The 24,764-nt window shown below is 52.9% G+C and carries 22 protein-coding genes and 1 tRNA gene; 10 read left to right on the forward strand and 13 right to left on the reverse strand.

Annotation, left to right across the window (positions count from 1 at the left end):
* Position 1: 1 nt before the first annotated feature.
* From ACQ0MK_RS01600 to ACQ0MK_RS01610, 3 genes are all read left to right on the forward strand, one after another.
* The gene (locus tag ACQ0MK_RS01600; protein WP_430474540.1) at positions 2–1,402 is read left to right on the forward strand and encodes a ribonuclease E/G; all 1,401 of its coding nucleotides are present in this window, start codon (positions 2–4) and stop codon (positions 1,400–1,402) included.
* 1 nt (position 1,403) lies between these two features.
* Positions 1,404–1,604, forward strand: coding sequence for a DNA gyrase inhibitor YacG (locus tag ACQ0MK_RS01605; RefSeq protein ID WP_350041881.1), 201 nt, complete (start codon positions 1,404–1,406; stop codon positions 1,602–1,604).
* Positions 1,605–1,708: 104 nt separating this feature from the next.
* Positions 1,709–1,784 (forward strand) — tRNA-Phe (locus ACQ0MK_RS01610).
* Between the two features lie 59 nt (positions 1,785–1,843).
* Here ACQ0MK_RS01610 and ACQ0MK_RS01615 read toward each other — a convergent pair.
* Positions 1,844–2,857 carry a hypothetical protein gene (locus ACQ0MK_RS01615; protein WP_430474541.1) on the reverse strand — a complete coding sequence of 338 codons (1,014 nt, stop codon included), beginning with the start codon at positions 2,855–2,857 and terminating at the stop codon, positions 1,844–1,846.
* 479 nt (positions 2,858–3,336) lie between these two features.
* On the opposite strand from ACQ0MK_RS01615, the gene ACQ0MK_RS01620 reads away from it, so the two are divergent.
* Both ACQ0MK_RS01620 and ACQ0MK_RS01625 read left to right on the forward strand, forming a co-directional pair.
* Positions 3,337–4,884 (forward strand): CHAD domain-containing protein, encoded by a 1,548-nt coding sequence (locus tag ACQ0MK_RS01620; RefSeq protein ID WP_430474542.1) that lies wholly within the window; start codon positions 3,337–3,339, stop codon positions 4,882–4,884.
* Positions 4,881–5,465, forward strand: a complete 585-nt coding sequence (locus ACQ0MK_RS01625) for a hypothetical protein (RefSeq protein ID WP_430474543.1) — start codon at positions 4,881–4,883, stop codon at positions 5,463–5,465. Before ACQ0MK_RS01620 ends, ACQ0MK_RS01625 begins: the two co-directional genes overlap by 4 nt.
* A 10-nt stretch (positions 5,466–5,475) precedes the next feature.
* Here the strand turns inward: ACQ0MK_RS01625 and ACQ0MK_RS01630 are convergent, their stop codons facing one another.
* The gene (locus tag ACQ0MK_RS01630; protein ID WP_430474544.1) at positions 5,476–6,960 is read right to left on the reverse strand and encodes a cryptochrome/photolyase family protein; all 1,485 of its coding nucleotides are present in this window, start codon (positions 6,958–6,960) and stop codon (positions 5,476–5,478) included.
* 104 nt (positions 6,961–7,064) lie between these two features.
* Positions 7,065–8,585, reverse strand: coding sequence for a PLP-dependent aminotransferase family protein (locus ACQ0MK_RS01635; RefSeq protein WP_430474545.1), 1,521 nt, complete (start codon positions 8,583–8,585; stop codon positions 7,065–7,067).
* A 150-nt stretch (positions 8,586–8,735) separates the two neighbouring features.
* Between ACQ0MK_RS01635 and ACQ0MK_RS01640 the strand changes: the two genes are divergently transcribed.
* Positions 8,736–9,413, forward strand: coding sequence for a pyridoxamine 5'-phosphate oxidase family protein (locus ACQ0MK_RS01640; RefSeq protein WP_430474546.1), 678 nt, complete (start codon positions 8,736–8,738; stop codon positions 9,411–9,413).
* Between the two features lie 74 nt (positions 9,414–9,487).
* On the opposite strand, the gene ACQ0MK_RS01645 is transcribed toward ACQ0MK_RS01640, so the two are convergent.
* Complete coding sequence (locus tag ACQ0MK_RS01645) at positions 9,488–10,396, reverse strand: pseudouridine-5'-phosphate glycosidase (protein WP_430474547.1); 909 nt, start codon at positions 10,394–10,396, stop codon at positions 9,488–9,490.
* 230 nt (positions 10,397–10,626) lie between these two features.
* On the opposite strand from ACQ0MK_RS01645, the gene ACQ0MK_RS01650 reads away from it, so the two are divergent.
* On the forward strand, positions 10,627–11,823 hold the full coding sequence (locus ACQ0MK_RS01650; RefSeq protein ID WP_430474548.1) for an MFS transporter: 1,197 nt from the start codon (positions 10,627–10,629) through the stop codon (positions 11,821–11,823).
* Between the two features lie 56 nt (positions 11,824–11,879).
* On the opposite strand, the gene ilvC is transcribed toward ACQ0MK_RS01650, so the two are convergent.
* The 4 genes from ilvC to miaA all read right to left on the reverse strand — a co-directional run bounded on the left by ilvC (position 11,880) and on the right by miaA (position 16,519).
* Entirely contained in the window at positions 11,880–12,899 is a 1,020-nt protein-coding gene (ilvC, locus tag ACQ0MK_RS01655; RefSeq protein WP_350041871.1) for a ketol-acid reductoisomerase, read from the reverse strand.
* A gap of 118 nt (positions 12,900–13,017) precedes the next feature.
* Complete coding sequence (ilvN, locus tag ACQ0MK_RS01660; RefSeq protein ID WP_369813528.1) at positions 13,018–13,527, reverse strand: acetolactate synthase small subunit; 510 nt, start codon at positions 13,525–13,527, stop codon at positions 13,018–13,020.
* 107 nt (positions 13,528–13,634) lie between these two features.
* The gene (locus ACQ0MK_RS01665) at positions 13,635–15,398 is read right to left on the reverse strand and encodes an acetolactate synthase 3 large subunit (RefSeq protein WP_430474549.1); all 1,764 of its coding nucleotides are present in this window, start codon (positions 15,396–15,398) and stop codon (positions 13,635–13,637) included.
* A 152-nt stretch (positions 15,399–15,550) separates the two neighbouring features.
* Complete coding sequence (gene miaA, locus ACQ0MK_RS01670) at positions 15,551–16,519, reverse strand: tRNA (adenosine(37)-N6)-dimethylallyltransferase MiaA (RefSeq protein WP_430474550.1); 969 nt, start codon at positions 16,517–16,519, stop codon at positions 15,551–15,553.
* 206 nt (positions 16,520–16,725) lie between these two features.
* Here miaA and serB point away from each other — a divergent pair, with 206 nt between their 5' ends.
* On the forward strand, positions 16,726–17,616 hold the full coding sequence (gene serB / locus ACQ0MK_RS01675) for a phosphoserine phosphatase SerB (protein ID WP_430474551.1): 891 nt from the start codon (positions 16,726–16,728) through the stop codon (positions 17,614–17,616).
* An 85-nt stretch (positions 17,617–17,701) separates the two neighbouring features.
* Here serB and ACQ0MK_RS01680 read toward each other — a convergent pair whose 3' ends face one another.
* From ACQ0MK_RS01680 to hflK, 4 genes are all read right to left on the reverse strand, one after another.
* Positions 17,702–19,201, reverse strand: coding sequence for a DegQ family serine endoprotease (locus ACQ0MK_RS01680; protein ID WP_430474552.1), 1,500 nt, complete (start codon positions 19,199–19,201; stop codon positions 17,702–17,704).
* Between the two features lie 202 nt (positions 19,202–19,403).
* Complete coding sequence (locus ACQ0MK_RS01685; protein WP_350041865.1) at positions 19,404–19,595, reverse strand: DUF2065 domain-containing protein; 192 nt, start codon at positions 19,593–19,595, stop codon at positions 19,404–19,406.
* Between the two features lie 117 nt (positions 19,596–19,712).
* Entirely contained in the window at positions 19,713–20,585 is an 873-nt protein-coding gene (gene hflC / locus ACQ0MK_RS01690; protein WP_430474553.1) for a protease modulator HflC, read from the reverse strand.
* Complete coding sequence (gene hflK, locus ACQ0MK_RS01695; protein WP_430474554.1) at positions 20,585–21,712, reverse strand: FtsH protease activity modulator HflK; 1,128 nt, start codon at positions 21,710–21,712, stop codon at positions 20,585–20,587. Before hflK ends, hflC begins: the two co-directional genes overlap by 1 nt.
* Before the next feature lie 402 nt (positions 21,713–22,114).
* Here hflK and ACQ0MK_RS01700 point away from each other — a divergent pair, with 402 nt between their 5' ends.
* The gene (locus tag ACQ0MK_RS01700) at positions 22,115–23,278 is read left to right on the forward strand and encodes an Mrp/NBP35 family ATP-binding protein (protein WP_430474555.1); all 1,164 of its coding nucleotides are present in this window, start codon (positions 22,115–22,117) and stop codon (positions 23,276–23,278) included.
* Between the two features lie 86 nt (positions 23,279–23,364).
* Here the strand turns inward: ACQ0MK_RS01700 and ACQ0MK_RS01705 are convergent, their stop codons facing one another.
* Positions 23,365–23,769 carry a hypothetical protein gene (locus tag ACQ0MK_RS01705; protein WP_430474556.1) on the reverse strand — a complete coding sequence of 135 codons (405 nt, stop codon included), beginning with the start codon at positions 23,767–23,769 and terminating at the stop codon, positions 23,365–23,367.
* A 131-nt stretch (positions 23,770–23,900) separates the two neighbouring features.
* On the opposite strand from ACQ0MK_RS01705, the gene ACQ0MK_RS01710 reads away from it, so the two are divergent.
* Positions 23,901–24,719: a helix-turn-helix domain-containing protein gene (locus ACQ0MK_RS01710; protein WP_430474557.1), complete on the forward strand. Its 819-nt coding sequence runs from the start codon at positions 23,901–23,903 to the stop codon at positions 24,717–24,719.
* The last annotated feature ends 45 nt before the right edge of the window (positions 24,720–24,764 follow it).

A 24,764-nucleotide genomic window follows, 5' to 3' on the forward strand; every position in this document is an offset into this window, starting at 1 on the left:
CATGTCAGTTGGCGGAAACCATACTGGCCGCCTGCTGATTGATGCCGTTGCGCTTGAACGCAGGGTGGCCCTTATTGAAAATGACCGTTTAAGCCGTCTTTGGATTGATCGGGGTGGACCGGCGCGGTTTGATCTCCATCTTGGACGCATTCGTAAAATCATGCCTGAAATGGCGGCCGCCATGGTTGCCCTTGATGGCATTCCTGATGGCTTGCTGCCGTTTGATCGTTATCCCGGCCCTGTGCATGAAGGCCAATGGGTGTTGGTTCAGGTTTCCCGCCTTGGCTTTGAAGACAAGGGCGTGAAGCTTACCGGGCGGATCGCGATTGAAGGTGTGGGCATGATCCTGCGCCCCGGTGGCAAACTGATCGAACTCCCGCGTAAACTCAAAGACGCCGAACAACGTGCAGAACTGACAGGGATGTTGAAATCCCTGCAGGTCGACGGGGATGGCATCATGCTTCGCAGTGCAGCCCTTGATTGGGCACAAGATGCCATTGCCGGCGAGTATCGTTTGCTCAGAGCGCAATGGCAAAAGGCCGTCACAGCCCTTGCCAGCCCGACCAAACCGATCTTGGTCTGCAAGGCGCAATCAGACCTTGATCAAATGATCGAACGCCATTTGATGCATGGGGATGACTGCATTGTTGATGGCACGGATCAATTTGTGCAGCTACGCGGCGTTTTAAAGGCCCGTGGGGCCTCGGATGCTCATTTAACGCGCTACACAGGCAGCCAGCTTCTGTTTGACGATCAGGGGATTGAAGAGGCCATAGGCAAGGCATTGCAAAGCCGTGTTGATCTTGCTGGCGGTGGCTGGATTGCCATTGATCCTGCAACCGCACTTTGTGCGATTGATGTCAATGCGGGCGGTGCGGATGCCGGCCGCGATAGCGAGGCCCGTGCGATTGAAGTCAACCTTCGGGCCGCGGTTGAGATTGTTCATCAAATCCGCTTGCGCAATATTGGCGGGTTGGTTGTGATTGATCCGTTGCGGATGCAAACCCGAAATGGCCGTGACAAGTTTGAAGACGCCATCCGAACGGCTTTCGGGGCGGAGCTTGACGGCGCGGTTCAGATCGGTGGCTTTACACGCCTTGGCCTGTATGAATTTAGCCGTCAGCGGGCGGGCGAATCGCTTTTGGCCCGTGTTCTAAGCAAACAGGCGCACCATACGCCTTCGCAAGAAACATCCCTGAATTCCATCATACGGGCAATGATTGCAGAATGCCGCACTGGCAAGGTTGGTGCGATGGTGCTTTACATTGCACCAAGCATGGCCGAAAGACTTGCGCAGCGCATTGATGCGGTCCAGATATTGGCAAATGCATTCGGGGTTGCGCCGGATATTGTCGCGGACCCGAACCTTGATGACGACGCCTATCGGTTGGAGAAGAAATAGAATGATCGAAAAAAAGACAACGAAAACAGCAATCTCCGACTGTGCTGTTTGTGGCAAGCCAGCGGATGAAAAATATAAGCCGTTCTGCTCGAAACGATGTGCTGATCGCGACCTTGGTAAATGGTTGAATGAAAGTTACGCAATTCCCGCAACCGAGCCGCCAGAGTATCTCGAAGACCTTGAAGATGAAGAAGAATTTTAATCGCAAAAAAAATGCGATTTGAGTCTGGACAAGGTCCGGTGGAGTTTGTATAACCCCGCTCGTTCCGCAAGGAACACTCTGGAAACAGAGACGAAAGAAAAGATGCCCAGATAGCTCAGTTGGTAGAGCAGTGGACTGAAAATCCGCGTGTCGGTGGTTCGAACCCGCCTCTGGGCACCATCTTTCCCAAGACAAAAAAGACCCGGCCATTGGCCGGGTCTTTTTGCTTTTGGTCATTGTCAGGCGTTGTATTTTGGCAGCCAAAGGGTGAATTCAACACCTTCATCATCCTGATCCGTGCCTTGCCCGATCAGGTTGCGCTTGCTGTCAAATGTGAATGTGCCTGATGCAAAACTGCCCTTGTCGCAATTGGAAAACCAAGTGCCTTCTACGGGGCTGTCATATTTGTCGATGCTCAGTTGTGTTTTGCAGGTCGCATTGTCCGGGCCGACAAACTCAAGCGTCCCACCATAATCTTTCAGTGAGACCTTGGTATCAAGATACCCGTCGCTAAGCTTGTTTCCCCAACTCAGGGCGATGGTTCGGTCATATGAACCTTTCTGAACATTTCCCCAGTCATTGTCCGGGATAGCAGATAGTGAAGCGGACGTTTTCTTTGACGGGCATTCGAGTTTTGGCAGGCGTGCAACTGCTGCGCTATAGGCGTCGCGGTCATCTACCAGACTGATTCCATGGGTTAGCTTGGTGATATCAAACTCGGAATCCCCGCAATAGAACACGCTGACGACAGCGTCGATACCGCCTTGATCGTTATCATAGATTTTACGACCATTTGCTGCCCGAAATCCGAACTTTGCGATTTTGCAATTCGAATTTCCGCCGATAGCAGCATCTGCATAATAGCCAACCGCCTTACCATTCGTGTTTGACGTAATCGGATAGGTTTTCGAAATGGTGATGTCGGCGTTTTCAAATGTCTCGCGGAACTGTGCTTCGTCTGCAAGTTCTTGTTCGGTCTGGCTGGTAAACCAGACATCGAATGTATAGGCGCTGGATACAAAGCCCTGTCCGCAGCCAAGTTCCCATTTCTCGTTCTGAACCTGACCATTGTTGCGATCATTATGTTCGAGTTTGGTAACGGGAATGGTCGATACCGTTGGCACGTTAAACCGTGATTTGCCAATCGGTACTTCTTGCCACTCCGAAAAGGAATGATTTGGTGTGGTCTGGCACCCGGCCAGCAACAGAGATATCCCCACAACGGCTAGTCCGATAAGTTTCTTGGAAGTCATTGTTGCCCTCTAGATTGTATGTCCCGTGGCAAGCATAACCTCTATTTGTGGTGCAGGGACCTGATCAAAAGTGGTGGAAATACCGTTTTTAGCCATACATTCAGAGAATTGGACAGGTGTGTTGCTTGTTGGCATCATGTTGTAGATCAGGTGAGGGGAATCGATATGAAAACACTGAACTGTCAGTCTGTTGTCCAGGCTGCTTACAAGGCGTTTGTATCTTCGATGTTGGCGAATTCTGTTCCTTGTTTGATCAAATGAACTGAATTGTTCTGTTTGGGGTTCAAATGAAAAGCTCTTCTTGTGCGACCTGTTAGATGTGCGTTTAGCACTTGATTGGAAAAGAGTTTGGCGCTTTTTTTGCGAAAATTTTACAGTCCGCTACCCTTTCTGCATGCCGCAGTAAAAGACGTTTTCGGACTGAGCCGTACGATGATGGCATCCGCGCCATACCGAACAAAGACGCCTAGGGGACAAACATGGCCGAGAAGCAGATCGAGATCGAACTGAAACTTCGCATCGATCCAAAACACGTTGCGCGTTTAAAAAATGCGCCGGTTCTGCGAGAGGTCAAGGAAGGCCGTCGTTTGATCACGACCCATCTTGTCTCAATCTATCATGACACGCCCAAGCTTTCACTGGCGGGCAAAGGCATTGCTGTGCGCCTGCGCAAAAAGGGGACGCAGGGCTGGGAGCAAACGGTCAAGACGTCCAATGGGCTGCGCGAAGCCCTGCCTGCGCGCGATGAATGGACGGTCGAGCTGGAAGAAGGTGAAATCGATCTTGATAAATTCACCGACAAGGATGTCAAAAAGCTCCTGAACAAGTTTGTTAAGAAGAAAAAGATCGAACGCATTTTTGAAAGTGATCTTAAACGCAGTGCGGTTGATTTGACCTATCGCGATGCGGTCATGGAAATGGCGATTGACCAAGGTGTCGTCCGGGCGGGGGATAAGGAAACCCCGCTTTCCGAAGTCGAGTTCGAACTTAAAAAAGGCCATCCGGCCGCCTTGTTTGACCTTGCGCTTGAACTGCAACGCACGGTTCCGATGCTTTTAAGCATGCGGTCAAAGGCATCAAGGGGACGCGACCTTTATCTTGGTAAAACCTCAGGTGCCTTTCGGGCTGCTCCGGTGGCGCTGACCAATGATATGTCGGCAGAAACCGCCTTTCGTGCCGTGTTGGCCCAAGGCCTGCGCATGATCCTGAGCAACGAAGTCTGCGTGCGTCAGGATCTTGATGTTGAAGGGTGCCATCAAATGCGGGTTGGCATGCGCCGCCTGCGCGTTGCCTTGAACCTGTTTAAGAAAAACCTGCCGACGGGCGAAGCTGTTTTGCTGCGCCGCTTGCTTAAGGTTTGTACCAAAGGGCTGGACGGACTGCGTGATTGGGACGTGTTTCTTGGTGAAACCTTACCCATGATCGAAGAACGTTTCCCCGACCATGCCGGAATTGCCGAATTGCGGGTGGCAGCGCAAAAGCAACGTGCGGATGCCTTGGCAATGGCGCGCACCATGCTGGATCAACCGGAATATGGGCAGTTGCTTATACTCCTTGGGGCGTGGGCGAGTTATTCGCGCTGGGCATCCGGGGCAAGTGCCGAACAAATGAAAGCCATGGCCGCACCGGTGTCCGAGATGGCCGCACCGCTTCTGGACCGATCTTATAAACGCGTGACCAAACGAAGCGGTGAAATCGCATCACTGAGCATCCCGCAACTTCATGCCTTGCGTCTGGATGTGAAACAGATGCGATATGGCACGGATTTCTTTGGCGCGGTCTATGGCAGCAAGAAAGTCAAAAAATTCCGCTCAAAACTAACAGATATGCAGGAAATTCTTGGGCAGCTTCAGGATGCCGCCGTTGCAGAGGCGCGCCTGATGGCACTTTCCCCGCAATTGTCAAAGGACGGCATGATTGCGGTGGGGCTGGTGTCAGGTTGGTTTGGCGCACGTGCAGATCATAAGCTTCTGGGACTTGAAGAAGCTGCCAAGCTGTTTGGCGATCAGAAAACATTCTGGAAATGAGGTTTCCCGGATTATTCCTTGATTGGGGATTCTTCGAGAATGTGTTTCGTTCGGTCATCCATCCTGTATTGGCATTGTTCTTTACGTTTGGAGAGCCCACTGTTCCAGACGATCAGATTGTAGATCGCAATGTGCAGTTTAATATCGCAGAGGCTTCCGGCAGAACCGTGACATCTGTGAGCGAACTTGAGCGCACCGGTATCTATAAGGATGCCGATTTTGCCCAAAAATGGATACTCGATAAGGGCCACGGGTATGTCCGTATCGGGTTTTGGGATGCCGGTATTCCCAGGGGCGCGGAACGCCTTGCTGTTTCAAGAAAGAATTTTGAAAGATTCACTGCGGTTCTGATCAAGCATAAGAAGCTTGTGAAGAAAGTTTCCCATCCAAATGGTGCGGAAGGGATGGTTGCCTTTGGCGACGGCGTAAAACACGAACGCTGCGCCTTTGGCTTGGCTGTACTCGACCTTGATGGTTACGGCAGCTTCGATACATTGATTGATACTGCGATATGCTCCAACGGTCCGTTAAAGCCAAATAGCGTTGAAAACCTGATCTGGTATCTGAAAATCGAACCGTAATCAGGATATGTTACGACGCACTCTGCTTCATGTCCTGATAGGCGATCAGGGCGCGCTCACGGCCTTCTTTCAGTCCGATCAAGGGTTTGGGATAGGTGCCGCCCAACGTGACGCCAGCGGCCTTCAGGATCAAGGGGCCAGCGTCCCATGGTTTGTGGATGAATTTTTCTGGCATGTCGCGAAGTTCCGGCACCCATTGGCGGACATAGTCGCCGTCGGGATCAAACTTTTCGCCTTGAAGAACTGGATTGAATATTCGGAAATACGGGGATGCATCGGCACCACATCCACCGATCCATTGCCATGAAAAGGCATTGTTGGCCGGGCAGGCATCGACAAGCGTGTCATCAAACCACGCCAACCCATCGTGCCAATGGATCAAAAGGTGTTTTACCAAAATTGATCCGACAATCATCCGCACCCGATTATGCATATAGCCGGTATGCCAAAGTTCACGCATGCCGGCATCGACAATCGGAAAGCCGGTTTGCCCGCTCTGCCAACGATTAAGGGCAACTTCATTTTCCGACCATGGGAAATGTTTGAAACTTGCGTTCAACGGAACGCTGCGCAGGTCTTTGGCATGAAAAAGGATATGGTGGGAAAATTCGCGCCAGCCCAGTTCAGAGATGAATTTGGCGGCGGTTTTGCCCTTGCCCGGATTGGCATCGGCAAAATGACTGGCGGTGTGCCACACCTGATAGGGGCTTATTTCACCAAACCGTAAATGCGGGGAAAGTTCCGAGGTTACCCGGTGATCGGGGCGATCCCGCAGATCGGCATAATCGGACAATCGATCATCGATAAAATCAAACAACTGGTCCTTCGCCCCCTGTTCGCCGGGAGTAAACCGTTCGTCAAAGCCTGCTGCCCAGTTAAAAGGTTTTGGGGCAAGGTCAAGGGCGTCCAATTCGACTTCGCCGTCAATCTGGATGTCGCTGGTGACAAGGCTTTCAGGTGCCCTGAGTGGCGCACGCGGGGAAGGTTGCTTTTGACAGGCACGCCAGAACGGGCTGTAGACTTTAAAATCAGTCCCAGCTCCTGTTCTAATCTCCCACGGTTCAAACAAAAGATTGGCCTTAAAGCTTTCGCAAGTCAGGCCTCGATCCTGCAGGGCGGTTTTGATCTCGGTATCGCGGTTGGTTGACGGCCTGTCATATAGCCGGTTCCAAAACACGGCTTTGACCGGGTGTTGATCTGCAATGTTTTCAAGGATATTGCCCGAATTACCGGTGAACAGCCGCAAGGTGGTTATCGGGTTTGCAGTATTTTTGCGGATCGCAGACAGGCTGTTTTCAAGGGCGGCAAGGCTTTTTTCAAGCCACCAACGCGTTGCGCCGCCAAGTTGATCGGAAATTACGCGATCAAGGATGAATATCGGCAAGACCACGGCATTATTTTGATCGGCCCATTTTACCGCCGCCATTAATGCCGGATTGTCGGCCAGACGCAGATCATTTCGAAACCACATGATTGCGATCGGGCGTTCAGTCATCTGCATTCCTGATGTTTGTAGGGGAGTAAAATGTGACCCTAGGGGAGAGAGCGTCGCGACTTTAGAGGGCAGGCGTCGTGGCGCTCTCTCTGGCTTGGGGTACATTAAATACTACGTTTGATGATTTCGATCAGTTCACCGAAACTTTCAGAAAGTGCAGTTTTTTTCCAACCGGCAAACCCAAGCACCAATCCTTGCGGTAGGTTTTCGCGGTTTTCGGGTGTTTTATCATGGTAGTAGGATGAAAGGGCCCGACAATCGAGCCCGGCCTTAACCATCTTTTCCTGAAGGGTGATATCGTCATGCCCGGCGATTAAACGGGCACAAAGATGCAACCCGCCATCCGATGGCATGACCGATAAAATATCTCCGGCTGTTTCGGAAATCAGGGATTTAAGGTGCGCGCGCCGTTCGCCGTAGCGAAGGCGCATCTTGCGCACATGGCTGCCAAAATGCCCTTCGGCAAAGAATGTCCCAAGGGCAGCTTGGGCGGTGGGGGCCGGAACCCCGTCGGCAAATCCCCGCATGCCGCGAAACGCCGGGATCAGGGTTGGCGGCAGCACAAGATATCCAAGCCGGATACCGGGAAACATCACACGGGAAAAAGTCCCGACATAGATCACCCGGTTATCACTATCCAACCCCTGCAGCGATGAAAGCGGTGGGCCGTCATAACGATACTCGCTGTCATAATCGTCTTCGACAATCCACGCATCATTGCTTGTCGCCCATTGCAAAAGTGACAGGCGACGGGCAAGCGAAAGCGTGGTTCCCAGCGGATAATTCCGCGACGGGGTGGTAACAACAATCCGGGCCGGTGATCGGGTTTGGGAAAGCCCATCAACGCACAAGCCTTCTGCATCGACCGGGATCGGGTGAACCATCGCTCCACTTGATGCCAAAACACCGCGAATGCCCTCATATCCGGGGTCTTCGGTGGCGATGATATCGCCGGGATCGACAAGCGCGCGGGCAATCAGATCAAGTGCTTGTTGCGCGCCCGATACCACCATCACCTGATCGGCATGGCAATTGACCCCACGTGATTGACGCAGCCATTTGGCGATTTCATCGCGCAACAAAGGCATGCCAAGCGGATCGTCAGGAATGGTCAGATCAATATCAGGCGCCCGCCAGGATCGACGCAACAACCGCGCCCAAAGATCAAATGGAAACGCATCAAGGTCCGGGGTGGCCGGGTTAAACGGACGGGCGACGCGAAACCGTGGAAAACGTCGCTGATATTCCAGCATGCGTTTGACACTTTGACTGAGCCGCAAGGGCCGGTCGTTGGTCGTTTTTGACCTTGCCGATTTCCGGTCAGGATCTGCATGCATGTCGCGATCAGGAAGCGACCCCGCCACAAAGCTTCCGGCACCGACACGAGTTTCAAGATAACCTTCGGATGTCAAAAGATCGAAACTGGTGACCACCGTATTGCGCGAAATTCCCAGCGACTTTGCCAAATCCCGGCTGGCCGGAAGGCGTTCACCCGGATGCAGGCGCCCGTCAAGGATTGCTGCCCTGATCCCGTGATACAGGCGGCGATAGGCGCTTAACGATCCTGCGTCATTGCTGTCATTGGTTTGGCTTGGATAAATCCAGCTGTAATCACTGCGCGACATGGCAAGCCTGATCAAATAATTGGTTCTATCATTTTTATTATAATGGACCTTTTGAAAAGTCCAATTCTAACCATGATGGGGCAACCAAGCGCGAAAGCCGCGCAATCTGTGCGATCAAAGCCACCACAAGACTTATGAAACGAGAACGCCATGTCTGAAACCATCGCAAAGCCGGAACAACTCGCATCCGATCAGTATGAAGTTTACCCCGATACCAAAATTGTGCGCGGCCCCAAACGCGCTTCTTATGACCGGAAACTTGTTCACGGCATTATTGATGACGCGCTGATTTGCCATGTTGGCACGGTGGTGAATGGACGCCCGGCCATGATCCCGACCGCCCATTGGCGGGTGGGGGAGCGGATTTATATCCATGGTGCGTCGAAAAACAGGATCTTGGCCGCGATTGCCGAGGGGGCAGAAGCCTGTCTTTGCATCACCCATCTCGATGGTTTGGTGATGGCGCGTTCGGCCTTTCATCATTCGGCCAACTATCGTTCGGTCGTGATTTACGGCAAGGGCGAACTGGTATCTGACGAAGACGGCAAAATGGAACATTCGCGACTGTTTGTCGAAAAGCTTGAACCGGGCCGGTGGGAAACCATTCGCGAACCCAACAAGCAGGAACTCAAGGCAACCATGTTCCTTGGCTTTGATTTAAAAGAAGTCTCGGCAAAGGTCAGAACCGGCGATCCGGTGGATGACGACGAAGACTACGATTGGGATGTCTGGGCGGGTGTTTTGCCCTGTGCGCCCCAATGGGGCACGCCAATTGACGATGCCAAGATCAAGCCGGGGTTTGAAGGCAAAGGCATTCTGAAAAGCTAAATGCAAAGCAGGCTGGCACATCACTGCCAGCCTGTTTTGGTTTACCGTCTTGTTTCGTGCGCGTTGGGCGTTGGTTAGCCCGCCATCGCAACCGCAATCTTTGCCCCAAGGCGCGCATTGTTGCGCACAAGGGCGATATTGGCGTCAAGGCTTTTGCCTTCGGTCAGCTTGGTCACACGTTCAAGCAGGAACGGCGTGACATCACGCCCAAGGATGTTCTGTGTTTTGGCGGCGGCCAGTGCGTCATCGATCGCACCTTCGATGGCTTCGCGGGCCAATGCCTTGTCGGCTTCTGGTGGGTTGCCAATGACAACACCGCCTTCAAGACCAAATTCCCATTTCGATTTCAGGAATGCCGCGATTTCATCGGGGCTATCAAGGCGAAGCGGGGATTTCTGGCCGCTTTCAACGGAGTAGAATGCCGGAAATTCATCGGTGCCATAAGCAATAACCGGAACGCCAAGCGTTTCAAGATGTTCAAGCGTTTTGGGAATATCAAGGATCGCCTTGGCCCCGGCACAGACCACAGCAACGCTGGTTTTGCCAAGTTCGGTCAGATCGGCCGATACGTCATAGTTACCGGCAAGATCACGGTGAACACCACCAATCCCGCCGGTGGCAAAGACGCGGATACCGGCTTTTTCCGCCAGGATCATGGTGGCTGAAACCGTGGTTGCGCCGTCGCGTTTTTTGGCGATGCAATATGGAATGTCGCGGCGTGACAGTTTCAGGATATCACTACCCTTGGCGAAATATTCAAGTTCTTCGGGCAGCAGGCCGATTTTACAACGCCCGCCAATAACCGCGATGGTCGCCGGAATGGCGCCATTATCACGCACATCCTGTTCAACAGCGCGCGCTGTTTCAAGGTTTTGCGGATAGGGCATGCCATGGGAAATGATGGTTGATTCAAGGGCGACGACCGGCTTGCCAGCAGCAAGGGCTTTTGCGACTTCTGGGGCGATATCAATAGTGTCCGACATTCCGAAATGCTCATATCTGGTTTAAAGTTTTAAGGTTCAGGATTAAACAGATAACCCTTCGAAATCCAGTTCAAAGCACAGTCGGTGATCCAGATTTGGTTATGGCTGTTATGCAGCACGTTGCGGATCGTTGCCGTATCAGCAACGCACCTGTGCCAGTGATCTGATTGTAACCATCTGAATTGGCGGGTATCTTGGGACACCACCAACCAACTCAGAGCCCCTCCGACATGAATGCCAAGCCTACTTTGACGACCGGCCTTTTGGCCTTTATGGCGGTCGGAAGCGGCCTGTCCGTTGCCAGTTTGTATTATGTGCAGCCCTTGCTTGAACTGCTTGCCCGTGAATATGGGCTGAGTGAAACAAGTGCCGGTTTGCTGGTGACGGTTGCACAGCTTGGCTATCTGACCGGGCTGATTACGGTGGTGCCCCTTGGCGATCATCATGAACGGCGCAAATTGCTGACCATCACATCCGCCCTGACGGCCTTGGGGTTGTTGGCCATGGGATTGGCACCGTCATTTTTGATGTTGGTTGCCTTTAGCATCACGGTCGGCATCACCTGCGTAACGGCACAGATCCTGGTGCCCTTGGCCGCCCACCTTGCCAGTGATGATAAGCGCGGGGCTGCGGTCGGGGCGGTGATGAGTGGCCTGTTGCTCGGCATTCTTCTGGCGCGCACGTTTTCAGGCGTCATGGCGGAACTGGCCGGGTGGCGGTCGGTCTTCATCGTCGCATCGGTTTTGATGGCGGTTTATTCTGTCGCCTGTTACCGGATCATTCCCCATATCCCGCCAACCTCGCACACCAGTTACAGAACGCTTTATGTTTCCATCCTGCATCTGTTTCGTGACGAAGCGGTCCTGCGCCGCCGAAGCCTGATTGGCGGACTGCAATATGCTGTGTTTGGTATCTTCTGGACGTCGATGGCCTTCATGTTGGTACGCCAATATGACATGTCTGAAGCAGTCATTGGCCTATATGGCCTGATCGGTGCGATTGGTATCCTTGCTGCCCGCATTGCCGGAAGGCTGGCCGATAAGGGCTGGGCACGGCTAAGCACTGGTGGATTTCTGATGACCACGGTGGTTAGCTGGACATTGCTGTATTGGGGGCAATGGTCGCTGGTGGCGTTTGCGGTTGGGGTGGTGTTGCTCGACCTTGGAATTCAAGGCGCGCATATCTCAAATCAAAGCGAGGTCTATCGCCTAAACCCCGAAGCACGAAGCCGCCTGACGACCGGCTATATGGCCAGTTACTTCTTGGGCGGGGCTTGCGGGTCAGCCAGTTCGGCAGTGGCCTATGGCATCGGCGGGTGGGGGGCTGTTGTCACTCTTGGATCAACTGTTTCGATCCTGTGTGTGTTGATCTGGGTAGTGACAGAGCTTCGGTTCCCCGTGCGGCAAATGAAACAGGGTGCCAAATAGCAAAACGGCCGCCCCATCGGGACGGCCGTTTGCATAAAAGCGCCTAAGCTGAAAGCTTAGTTCTTTTCTTTGTCGACAAGCTGGTTTGCAGCAATCCACGGCATCATAGCGCGCAGTTTGGTGCCAACTTCTTCGATCGGGTGTTCTGCATTCAGGCGACGCGTTGCTTTGAACATCGGCTCACCGCAATGCATTTCCTGAACGAAGTCACGAACGAACTTGCCTTCCTGAATGTCAGCAAGAACTTCTTTCATGCGTTCTTTGACCGACGGATCAATAACACGCGGGCCGGTGACATAGTCGCCGTATTCTGCGGTGTTGGAGATCGAGTAACGCATGTTGGCCATACCGCCTTCATACATCAAATCAACGATCAGTTTCACTTCGTGCAGGCACTCGAAATATGCCATTTCCGGAGCATAACCAGCTTCGGTCAGGGTCTCGAAGCCGTATTTGATCAGCTGGGTCAGACCACCACACAGAACAGCCTGTTCGCCGAACAGATCGGTTTCACATTCTTCACGGAAGCTGGTTTCGATCACGCCCGAACGACCGCCACCGATTGCCGAAGCATAAGACAGCGCCACTTCAAGGGCATTGCCCGAAGCGTTCTGTTCGATTGCGACGAGGCAAGGAACGCCGCCGCCACGTTTATATTCGGAACGAACCGTGTGGCCAGGACCCTTTGGTGCGATCATCATGACGTCAAGATCAGCGCGTGGCTCGATCAGGCCGAAATGAACGTTCAAACCGTGTGCGAACAGAAGTGCAGCACCCTGTTTCAGGTTGTCACGCAGTTCGTTTGCATAGATTGCTGCCTGATGTTCATCCGGTGTCAGGATCATGACAACGTCGGCCCATGCTGCGGCTTCAGCCGGGGTCATGGCTTTCAGACCAGCGTTTTCAGCTTTCTTACGCGAAGAAGAACCTTCACGAAGGCCAACAACAACTTCTTTAACGCCGGAATCATGAAGGTTAAGCGCATGGGCATGGCCCTGCGAACCGTAACCGATGATGGCAACTTTTTTGGTTTTGATCAGATTAACATCTGCATCGCGGTCGTAATAAACACGCATCTTTCGATACCTCTGGACGTTGGACCACGCTTATTTTTATGCGTGGTGGATGGTAATAATTATTTCGGGGATGAAACCCCAATGCCATGCCCGATGCGGATCACCGGACAGGGCAAACTCACATCGTTAGCGTGCCGCGTGAAATCGCAGCCACACCAGTACGCGAAATCTCCGAAAGCCCCAGTGGCGCCATCAATTTGATGAAGGCATCAATCTTTTCGGGGCTGCCGATGATTTCATAAACGAAGGAATTATTGGTCGCATCGACTGCGCGGGCCTTGAAGATATCGGCAATGCGCAGGGACTCAACACGCTGTTCGCCCGTTGCGATCACTTTGACCAAGGCAAGTTCACGTTCGACACTTGGTCCCGCCAAGGTCAAATCGCTGACCTTGTGAACCGGGACAAGGCGCGAAAGCTGTGCCTTGATCTGTTCGATCACCATCGGGGTTCCCGAGGTAACCACAGTGATGCGTGACTGATGGGCGTCGGCGTCGACTTCTGCCACGGTCAGGCTTTCAATATTATAGCCACGACCAGAGAACAGCCCGATAACACGGGCAAGGACGCCTGATTCGTTATCCACCAGAACGGATATTGTGTGTTTCGAAATTTCGGTTTCTTTCACGGTCTCGCTCCGCTAGAGCAGGGGCGGGGGCAACATCAGGTCGCCACCCGAACCGGCTTTAATTTATGGTTTTGATGATATCGTCTCGCACGCGCGCTCGGTGCGGATCAGACCAGAACCATCCCTTCATCGGAATCAATGGCTTCGTCGCCGTTGGTTTCCTGCCCAAGCAGCATTTCATTATGCGGCTTGCCCGATGGGATCATCGGATAGCAGTTTTCCTTGTCGTCGACTGCGACATCCAAAATCACCGGACCGTCAATTTCCAGCATCTGCTTGATGGCATCATCAAGATCAGCCGGATCTTTGCAGGTCAATCCGGTAAAGCCAAAGGCCTCGGACAGTTTGACGAAGTCAGGCAGGGTTTCGCTATAGCTTTCGGAATAGCGTGACCCGTGCAGAAGCTGCTGCCACTGGCGAACCATGCCCATATAACGGTTATTCAGGATCACGGTCTTGACCGGCAGGCGATACTGCTTAAGCGTCGCACATTCCTGAATGTTCATCATGATCGACGCATCACCGGTAAAGCAGACAACCGTTGCTTCCGGATGGGCAACCTGCACGCCAAGGGCTGCCGGCATGCCATAGCCCATGGTGCCAAGACCACCTGAGGTCATCCATTCATAAGGATGTTCAAACCCGAAATGCTGGGCGGCCCACATCTGGTGCTGACCAACGTCAGTGGTGATGTAGGTTTTGCGATCACGGGTCAATTCATGGACGCGGCGAATAACGTGCTGCGGCTTGATCACGTCTTTTGGCTGTTTGTAGGACAGGCAGCGTTTTTCACGCCAGCCTTCAATCTCTTTCCACCAGCCATCAAGCGCTTTTGCGTCGATCTTGTACTGTTTGGCTTTCCAGATTTTGATCATGTCTTCAAGAACATGACCAACATCGCCAACAATCCCGATATCGACAGGCACGTTTTTATTGATCGAGCTTTGATCAATATCGACCTGCACTTTCTGCGAACCCGGCGAGAAGAAATCAAGATTGCCGGTCACACGGTCGTCAAAACGCGCGCCAACTGCGAACATGACATCACAATCATGCATTGCCATGTTGGCTTCGTATGTGCCGTGCATGCCCAGCATACCAAGATGCTGTTTGTCGGACGCCGGATAGGCACCAAGCCCCATCAGGGTCAGCGTGATCGGAATACCGGTGGTGCGGGTAAATTCGGCCAGAAGCTTACATGCCTGTTCGCCGGAATTGATCACACCGCCGCCGCAATACAGGATCGGCTTTTCGGCCGATGCCAGCATTTTAAGGGCTTCTTCGATCTGGCCGCGATCACCTTTAACCACCGGGTTATAGGTCCGGTGCTGAACCTGTGACGGTTCAAGGTATGGCGCCTTGCCAACCAGAATATCCTTTGGCAGGTCGATAACAACCGGACCCGGACGACCGCTTGATGCGACGTGGAATGCTTCATGCATCGTACGCGCAAGCTTGTCGCTGTCTTTCACCAGATAGTTATGCTTGGTGCAAGGGCGGGTAATGCCGGTGGTGTCGGCTTCCTGGAATGCATCATTGCCGATCAAATGGGTCGGCACCTGACCTGTCAGGCAGACAACTGGAATCGAGTCCATCAACGCGTCGGTAAGGCCGGTAACTGCATTTGTCGCACCGGGGCCGCTGGTTACCAGCACAACGCCGACCTTACCGGTCGAGCGGGCGTAACCTTCAGCAGCGTGGACAGCAGCCTGTTCATGGCGGACGAGAACGTGACGAATTCGGTTTTGTTTAAAAATCTCGTCATATAGCGGTAGGACAGCGCCGCCGGGATAGCCAAACACGACTTCCACACCCTGATCTACAAGGGCCTGCAACACTACTTCCGAACCGTTCAAAATACGTTCTACCATGATTTTCGAGCCTCTTTACTTAGCGACAACAACGTGTCGCGTGATAACCGCGTGGTTGAAACATGATCCAATTATCCTTGAATTGGAGTTGAAAAATCCGCCGAAACGGCGGTTTTCCGCCATTTAGGCGGGGGAAGCGCCAACCTATCGCCTCACTTTGGCGTGGTCAACAGAAATTGGTTAATATCATGACGCATTTTTGCTGCCAAACTTTCCGAATATTGCGCGTCGATGATTTCCTTGTCGGTCATTTGATGGCGAAACCACGTTAATTGACGCTTGGCATAGCGTCTGGTTTCTCGTTGGGATTTCTCTTTTGCGGTCTCAAGATCGATCTCACCGGCAAGGTGCGCGGCAAGCTCCCGAACCCCGACAGCCTTCATAACCGGGGCACTCGGCGGTAAATCAAGGGCAATCAACCCGGCCACTTCATCAAGTGCACCCTGTTCAATCATCAGATCAAAACGCCGGTTGCAGCGGTCATATAAAATGTCGCGCGGTGGCATGTAACAAAGTTTCTTGAATTTCATGTTTTCGGGCGGGGTAATGACCGGTTCGGTGTGCCAGCTTGCCAATCCGCGGCCGGTATGGGCAAAAACCTCGACGGCGCGAATCAAACGCTGGGTGTTTGTGCCATCCAGTGTTGCCGCTGTTTCCGGGTCATCTTGGGTAAGTTTGGCAAAGAACGCTGCGTGACCCAATTCTGCCAACTCGGCACTGACAATATCGCGAATCCGGGCAGGCACATCTGGGATCGGTGCAATGCCATTGGTCAGGGCATTTAAATACATGCCAGTACCACCCGTAATGATCGGCAGTTTGCCCTTGGCGTGACACTCGGCAATCTCGGCCATAGCCATATCGCGCCACTTCCCGGCAGAACATGCTTCGCGACCCGAAAGAACCCCGTAAAGCCGATGTGGCGCCCGCGCGGTTTCGGCATCATCGGGGCGGGCACTTAACACACGCAGTTCTTCATAGACCTGCATGCTATCGGCATTGATCACCACACCGTCAAACGCATCGGCCATATCAAGTGCAAGGGCGGACTTACCACTCGCAGTCGGGCCCGCGACGATCAGGACAGGGGCAAACGAATTGGTGGCGACGATAGCCGACATAAAGGCACTTTCGAATTCTGGTTGTCAAAGGTCGGACAGTCTATTGGCTTCACCTTCAAAGTCATAGGGCTTTGGTCGGTATTCGAATGGCAAAAAACGCTCAGGTATAGCTGCTAGTGCGAAAGTTCTCTTGTCTTTGGGCGATGCAATTCGGATAAAGACGACAAATCTGTTTAATGCCTTTTCCGCCAAGGAGCCTGCAGACCATGAAATTGGTACTGACCCTGATTGCTGCCCCGAACTCGAATGCACTGACAAAAGACGTGATTGATCGTGCGGCGATTGCCCTGACTGGGGCCGGGGCACTGGTTGGTGATGTGACCTGGCTTGCAGATGGCGAAGCATGCGATCTAGGCTTTGATGGCATCACCCTTGATATTGCCGATACCACGCTGGCCGAGGCAGAGCTTCCCGTCGATGCTGTGACCCAAAAGGCGGCAACACGTCGCAAGAAATTGCTGATTGCCGATATGGACAGCACCATGGTCACCGGCGAGACCCTTGATGAACTGGCCGAGTTCGCCGGGGTCAAGGATCGGGTGGCGGCGATTACTGCGCGTGCCATGAATGGCGAACTTGATTTCGAAGCCGCCCTTGATGAACGCGTCGGGCTTTTAGAAGGCATGTCGACCGATATGCTCAAAGAAGCCTGGAAAACCGTTGAATATACCGGGGGTGCTAAAACACTTGTCGCGACGATGAAGGCCAATGGCGCCTTTGCCGCCCTTGTATCAGGCGGGTTTGATTTCTTTACCGGGGCTGTTCGGGCCGAGCTTGGCTTTGATTATGATCAGGCCAACGTTTTGATCGAAGCTGATGGCAAGCTGACCGGCAAGGTGCAAAAGCCGGTTCTTGATCGTCAGGCCAAGGTGGATGCACTTGAAAACCTGTCGTCGGAGCAGGGCATCACATCGGGTGACGCAATTGCGGTTGGCGATGGTGCGAATGATCTTCAGATGATTTCGATTGCCGGAACCGGGGTTGCCTTCCACGCCAAGCCATCTGTTCAGGAACAGGCCCGCATTTGCATCAATCACGGTGATCTGACCGCATTGCTGTATTTGCAGGGCTATGCAAAGTCTGATTTCGTTTCCTGATATCTAGCTATAACGGTTCAAAGAAAAAGGGCGGCCTGCCAAATGCAGGTCGCCCTTTTTTCATCAGAGATCAAAGCCGGTTGGCTTATTCTTCTTGTGCAAGTGTCAGGCCGAAGTAACGCGGGCCAGCCGATGTTTCGATCAACATCAAGATGGTGCGTTTGTCGTCATCAAGGGCGGACTTGACCGCATTGGTGACGTCTTCGACATTGGTAACCGAGCTGTGCGATGCTTCGATGATGATATCACCCGGACGCACACCTTTTTCAGCGGCATAGCTGTCACTGGCAACATCGGTGACAATCACACCTTCCGTGCCTTCGGCAAGGTTGTAACGCTGACGAAGGGCATCATCAACATTGGCAACCTTCATCCCAAGAGCCGGAAGTTCAGCTTCGGCGATTACCGGGGCTTCGCCACCTTCGGATGGGGCTGCACTTGCGGCAACGACTTCTTCTTCAAGCTCGCCAAGTTCGACCTGAACGGTCTGTTTCTTGCCATCGCGCCAGATCACAACATCAACATCTTTGCCGATCTTGGTTTCTGCAACGATACGCGGCAGGCGACGCATGCTTTCGACTTCCTTACCATCAAAGCTAAGGATCACATCGCCTTGTTTGATGCCGGCATCCTTGGCCGGGCTTTCGTCCGACACGCCGGCAACCATTGCACCAGTTGAACTGTCAAGGCCGACCGAGTCTGCAATATCTTCGGTAACAGTCTGGATATGAACGCCAAGCCAGCCGCGACGGGTGCGACCATATTCTTTCAATTGATCGACAACGCTTTGGGCAATGCCTGACGGAATGGCAAAGCCAATCCCGACCGAGCCACCTGACGGCGAATAGATCGCGCTGTTGATACCGATGACGTCGCCATCAAGGTTAAACAGCGGGCCACCGGAATTGCCACGGTTGATCGATGCGTCGGTCTGAATGAAATCGTCATACGGTCCCTGATTGATGTCGCGATTACGCGCCGATACGATACCAGCCGTCACCGTGCCGCCAAGACCGAACGGGTTACCGATTGCCATGGCCCAGTCGCCGATACGTGCGCTGTCTGAATCACCCCATTTGACAAATGGCAGGTCATTGTCTTTGGGCTCAACTTTAAGCAACGCAACGTCGGTTTTCGGATCACGGCCAATCAGTTCAGCATCAAGGGTTTCACCATCATGGAAGCGGACACTGATTTCATCGGCACCATCAATCACGTGGTTGTTGGTCACGATGTAACCGTCAGCCGAAATGATAAAGCCCGAACCAAGTGCGGTCGCACGACGCTTCTGCGGGGCTGGGCCACCTTGATCGCCGCCTTGACCGTTGCGATCCATGAAATCACGGAACAGGTCTTCAAATGGCGATCCCGGAGGAAACTGGAAGTCCGGTCCCTGACGTTCAGCGACCATCTGGCTGGTAGAGATATTCACAACACTGGGCAGGAGCCGTTCAGCCAGGTCTGCAAAACTTTCAGGAGCGGGGCGGGCATTCGCGATGTGCGAAACACTGGTCACGCCAAGGAGAACAATCACCAGTGCAGACGTCACTCTCATTCGCACCGGGTTGTATAATGCTTGTAGCATGTGTTTGATCCTGTTCGTTGCCGCGTTCACGGTATTTGTAATTCTACTTATGCAGCGCGCGATGGGATTGTTATTTTACCCGTCGCTTAATTAAACAAATTAAGCGCGACTTTGGCAGAATTTGGGCAGCTCTTGGGAAAAAGAAGGAATTCTTAGCGCAGCATCATGGCAAAAAGCTCATGTGTGGCTGTTTTTCCTGAGCTTACAGCCAGATACGGACTGCCCAGATCGCACCAATCGCAACGACTGCTGCAATCAACCCGCCAATGCGCAATTGCGATTCAGGTATTTCCTGAACCAGTTCCATCACCCGTTTTGCACCGCCGGGGAACAGCGTATAAAGCATGCCTTCCAGCGCAATCGCCAGAAGTATGGCTGTAGCAAGTTCCTTCATGGGCGTGGACGTATCCGGGGTTTCTTTAATCCTGTCAGACGCGATGCATCGACAGGACATATTTATGAAAACAAAAAGGGCGACCTGACTAATATGCCGGTCGCCCTTGTGTTTTGTCTAGCGGCTTGTGTCAGGAGCCGACTTATTAAAGTATTGGAAAAACTCGCTGTCTGGTGAAAGCACCATGGTCGAGCCACTCGAAAGCGCGGATTTGTAGGATTCTAGCGAACGATAGAATTCGAAGAATTCCGCATCTTTGCCATAAGCTTTACCCAGAACAACGTTTCGTTCTGCATCACCTTCACCACTTAGAACTTCAGCCTGACGGCTTGCTTCGGCAAGGATACCGATGCGTTCACGGTCTGCTTCCGCCTGAATCTTCGCTTTGAGCTCTTCACCCTCTGCGCGAAGCTGTGCAGCTTCGGCAATACGCGAAGAACGCATACGGTTATACACCGCTTGCGAAGTTTCCTGCGGCAGGTCCGTGCGACCGATGCGAACATCAATCAGTTCCACACCAAATTCTTTGGCCGGTTCAAGCAAGCTTGCCTGAATTTTTTCCATGATCTGTGCACGGTTGTCCGACAGAAGTGCCACAAGCGGAGCCTGTGCCAATTCACCACGGATGACCGAATTCAGACGCTGGCCAAACAACTGAACAAAGTTCGTTGTGTTGGTTGCACGTTGACGGAACGTCAGCGGGTCGATGATTTTCCAGCGGGCAAAGCTGTCAACATTGACACGCTTCTGATCCGACAGAAGAACCTGCTGTACCGGTGGATCAAGTTCAAGAATGCGGCGCTCGTAATATTCCACATTCTGGATTGGCGACTTGAAATGCAAACCCGGTTCGGAAACCGCATGAACAGGATTACCGAACTGAAGAACAAGCGCCTGCTGGTCCTGACGTACGGTAAAGACGCACATGGAAGCAACCACAGCGGCGATAACAACAACGACGCCTGTGGCAATAAGTTTAGGACTTGCCATTAGTTATTGCCTCCTGCATTCGCGCGTTTCTGAATTTCTGGCAGCGGAAGATACGGAACAACGCCACCACCCTGACCGTTCTGGTCAATAATGACCTTCTCGGATTTGCTCAGGACTTCCTGCATGGTTTCAAGATACAGGCGACGTGTCGTGACATCTTGCGCAGTCAGATAGGAATTATAGATCGAGGTAAAGCGTTCAGCTTCACCCTGTGCTTCCTTGGTCACGCGATCCTTGTATGCGCGGGCCTGCAGGATGGTTCGTTCTGCTTCACCTTTTGCACGCGGGATAATGTCATTGCGATAGGCCAGTGCTTCGTTCTGGGAACGATCACGGTCCTGACGTGCACGCTGCACATCGTTAAACGCATCAATAACGTCACGTGGCGGGTCAACTTTCTGCATTTTCACTTCTGCAACGAAGACGCCCAACTCATAACCATCCATGATCGACTGAAGCAACACACGCGTCTGCTCTTCAACCCGAACACGGCCCACAGTAAGGGCTTCTTCAAGGTTGGTTTTGCCGATGACTTCACGGATCGCACTTTCGGCTGCAAGCTTGATGGTGTTTTCCGGATCACGGACATTAAACAGGAATGATCCAGCGTCGCTGATACGCCACTGAACAACATAATCAATGTCGATGATGTTCTGGTCACCCGTCAGCATCAAGCTTTCTTCCGGGACATCCCGGGCGCCGCCAGTGCCAACAGTGCCAGTGCCGCGATAACCGATTTCGATCTGGTTGGTCCGTTCGACGTTCGGTTTAATGACCTCGCCAATCGGAGCCGGAAGGAAATAGTTAAGACCCGGACCGGTGGTGCCAACCCATTTACCAAACAGAAGCGTTACGCCCTGCTCACCTGGCTGGACACGGTAGAAGCCGGTCAAAAGCCACAACCCGATCACAGCGATACCGATCAGGACAAAGCCCTTATAACCGCCACCACCGGGGAACAGCCGTTTCAGGCGTTCCTGGCCTTTACGAATCATTTCGTCAAAATCGGGGGGCGTGTTTCCGCCGCCACCGCCGCCCTGAGGACGCTGTCCCCACGGGTTTTGGCCACCGCCGTTGTTTCCGCCGCTGCCCCAGGGGCCACCGCCCCCTTGTGAATTCCATGGCATCGAGTGTCTTCCTCTTCTTGCCGTTCGGTGTTTATCTTTACTTACCGAGTACCAGAGTCTGGCCTCACGAATATGTTTGAAAGGGCTGATCGAATTGTTGCGAAAAAGCTGTGCAAGGCAGCCGGAAGATTTTTATCTTTCAATGCTTCGCGACAATTTAACCCGATCAATCCGAAGAACAACCGCATGAATTACCAACACTTGCGTCAAACTCCTTGACCGGGATACCTGCCCGCTCTATGGGCTTTTCCTAGTATTTCGCAATTCTTGCTGTTGCCATTACAATCCTATTCGTGAGTCCAGACCCTAGGCCTTATATGACAGCTTGCCTTGCAAAACAATGTTACGCGCCTGCAAGTTCTGTGTGATCACGGACTTAAGCCAAAATTTGGAGACCGCAATATGACTTCCCCGAACCGTGAACAGATTGTCGCCGCCCTTGAAGGGGTAATCGACCCGGTCGATGGCAAATCAATCACAGCCAAGGGTATGGTGCAAGGTATTGATATCAATGATGAAGCCGTCAATGTCATGATTGCTGTCGATCCCGCTCAGGGACCGGCACTCGAAGACTTGCGCCAAGCCGCTGAAAAGGCTGTGGCTTCTGTGAACGGGGTCACAACGGCCCGTGTGGCCTTGACCGCAGAACGACCCAAAGCTGCAAACCCGCAACAACCCGCGGCTGCAAAACCGCATCAAACGGGCCAGCGCCCGCAGGGTGCATCGCAAAAACCGCTTGAATTGCCGACCGTGCGCAGCATCATAACCGTTGCTTCGGGAAAAGGCGGAGTGGGGAAATCAACCACCTCGGTTAATCTTGCACTGTCGCTGGTCGCCAAGGGACTTAAGGTCGGTTTGCTTGATGCAGATATTTATGGCCCGAGTCTCCCGCGCATGATGGGTCTTCGCGATGCCAAACCGACCCCGTCGGGCACACAGGGTAAAATGATCCCGCCATCGGCCTTTGGCATGCGCGTCATGTCGATCGGTTTCATGGTGGATGAAGAACAGCCCGTGATCTGGCGCGGACCCATGGCGATGGGGGCACTTGAACAGCTTCTGCGTGATACCGACTGGGGCGATCTGGATGTTCTGGTTGTCGATATGCCACCGGGCACGGGCGATATTCAACTTTCTATGGCCCAGCGCGTTCCGGTCACCGGGGCCGTGATTGTCTCCACCCCGCAGGACATCGCCCTTCTGGATGCCCGCAAAGGGCTGAATATGTTCCGCAAGGTCAATGTGCCGGTCTTCGGCCTGATCGAAAACATGTCCTATTACAAATGCCCCGAATGCGGTCATGTCGATCACATCTTTGATCATGGTGGGGCGCACAAGGCGGCAGATGAACTGGGCGTGCCGTTCCTTGGTGAAATCCCGCTGGATCTTAAAATCCGACTGGGGGCGGATGACGGCAAACCGATTGTGTGCACCGATCCCGACGGTGAACATGCCAAGGCCTATGGCGCAATCGCGGATAAGATTGCAGAAGCCATTGATGATCAGGTCGGCCCGACGACGGAGCCCAAAAAGAAAAGCCTGTTCCCGAAAATCAGCTTTAAGTAACGCCTTACGTAAAAAGACCTTTTATCACTTTGATACGAGCAAACCCCGCCACACAGATGGCGGGGTTTTGTGTGTTTGGCATATGACTACGCGGTTATAATTTTTGCTGTTGTGGCAAGCTGGCGATACTCGATACCTGCCAGAATAATCACCGCAATGGCTTGGACGACGACAAAGGCGTTTCCCAGCATAGTAGGATTGATAGACGGAAGGGCGAGAAGGCCAAAACTTGCGACGACCCATCCGACATTCCCAACAATAATCAACCATACCAAGTGCCGATTTGGTTGTGCCTGTTTGCCCGTAAGATACATCAAGGCAGCGCAGGGAAACAGGATTAGACCGGCATAGAACAAAAGGTCGGTGGGGAAGCCCAGCCATCCTGCCAATGGCACGGTACCAAGGCACAGCAACAGGCCAAAGACCAAGCAGGTTGCAGCATCCATCATCAAGATGGTTTTGAGCGTTTTTACGTTGGTATTTGCAGACATCACGTTTCCCTTTTCGTTGGTGGTGATATCGGCAATTTGCCGCATTCAGGTAATCAAGGCGATTACCTGTGAGATAATGTTTTGACAGATTGTTTGATGGTAACCTGTTTGCAGTTTAAACGGGAAATGCAATGAGACAGGTAAACCACGATCAGTTTGCGGCCGCCTTGAAAACATGGCGAAAGCAGCGTCGCCTAAGTCAGTTGAATCTCGCCAGCGAGGCACAGATTTCGACCCGGCATCTTAGTTTCCTTGAAACCGGGCGGTCAAAACCCAGCCGCGATATGGTCCTGCATCTTGCCGATTGTCTTGATGTTCCTTTGCGTGACCGCAACAGCCTTTTGGTCGCTGGTGGCTTTGCCCCGGTCTACGCCGAACACAATTTCAATGATGATCAATCAGCGGGTATTCGCGCGGCTGTTGAACAGATACTCTCAGCACACGAACCCTATCCGGCACTGGCAATGGATCGTCACTGGAACATGGTGGCATCGAACCGCATCGTGCCAATGTTGCTGGCGGATGTTGATCCGGAATTGTTACGTGCCCCGGTCAATTTGCTGCGGTTAAGTTTGCATCCCGGCGGGTTAGCACGGCGCGTGGTTAATTTTACCGAATGGCGCGATCATTTGTTGGATCGATTGCGGCGTCAGATCGATGTGACGGCAGATGCTACCTTACGTGGTCTTTATGATGAAGCCAGTCATTACCGGATGCCGAACAATGGGGCGGATAGTACCATTGATCAGGATACGGATGGTGGTGCCCTGTCGGGGCTTGTCGTGCCGCTTGTTCTGCAGACCGATTGGGGGATCATGCGATTTATCAGCACGACCACGGTGTTTGGGACGCCGGTTGAAGTTTCATTGTCCGAACTTGCCATCGAGACATTGTTGCCCGCGGACGGGCCAACAGGCAGCGCCCTGCATCAACTGGTGGCGGGCATTTAAAACAAACCCCCGCCAGATTGCTCCGGCGGGGGTTTGTCTTTGAAA

The sequence above is a fragment of the Thalassospira lucentensis genome (assembly GCF_050516545.1).
Taxonomy (GTDB): domain Bacteria; phylum Pseudomonadota; class Alphaproteobacteria; order Rhodospirillales; family Thalassospiraceae; genus Thalassospira; species Thalassospira lucentensis_C.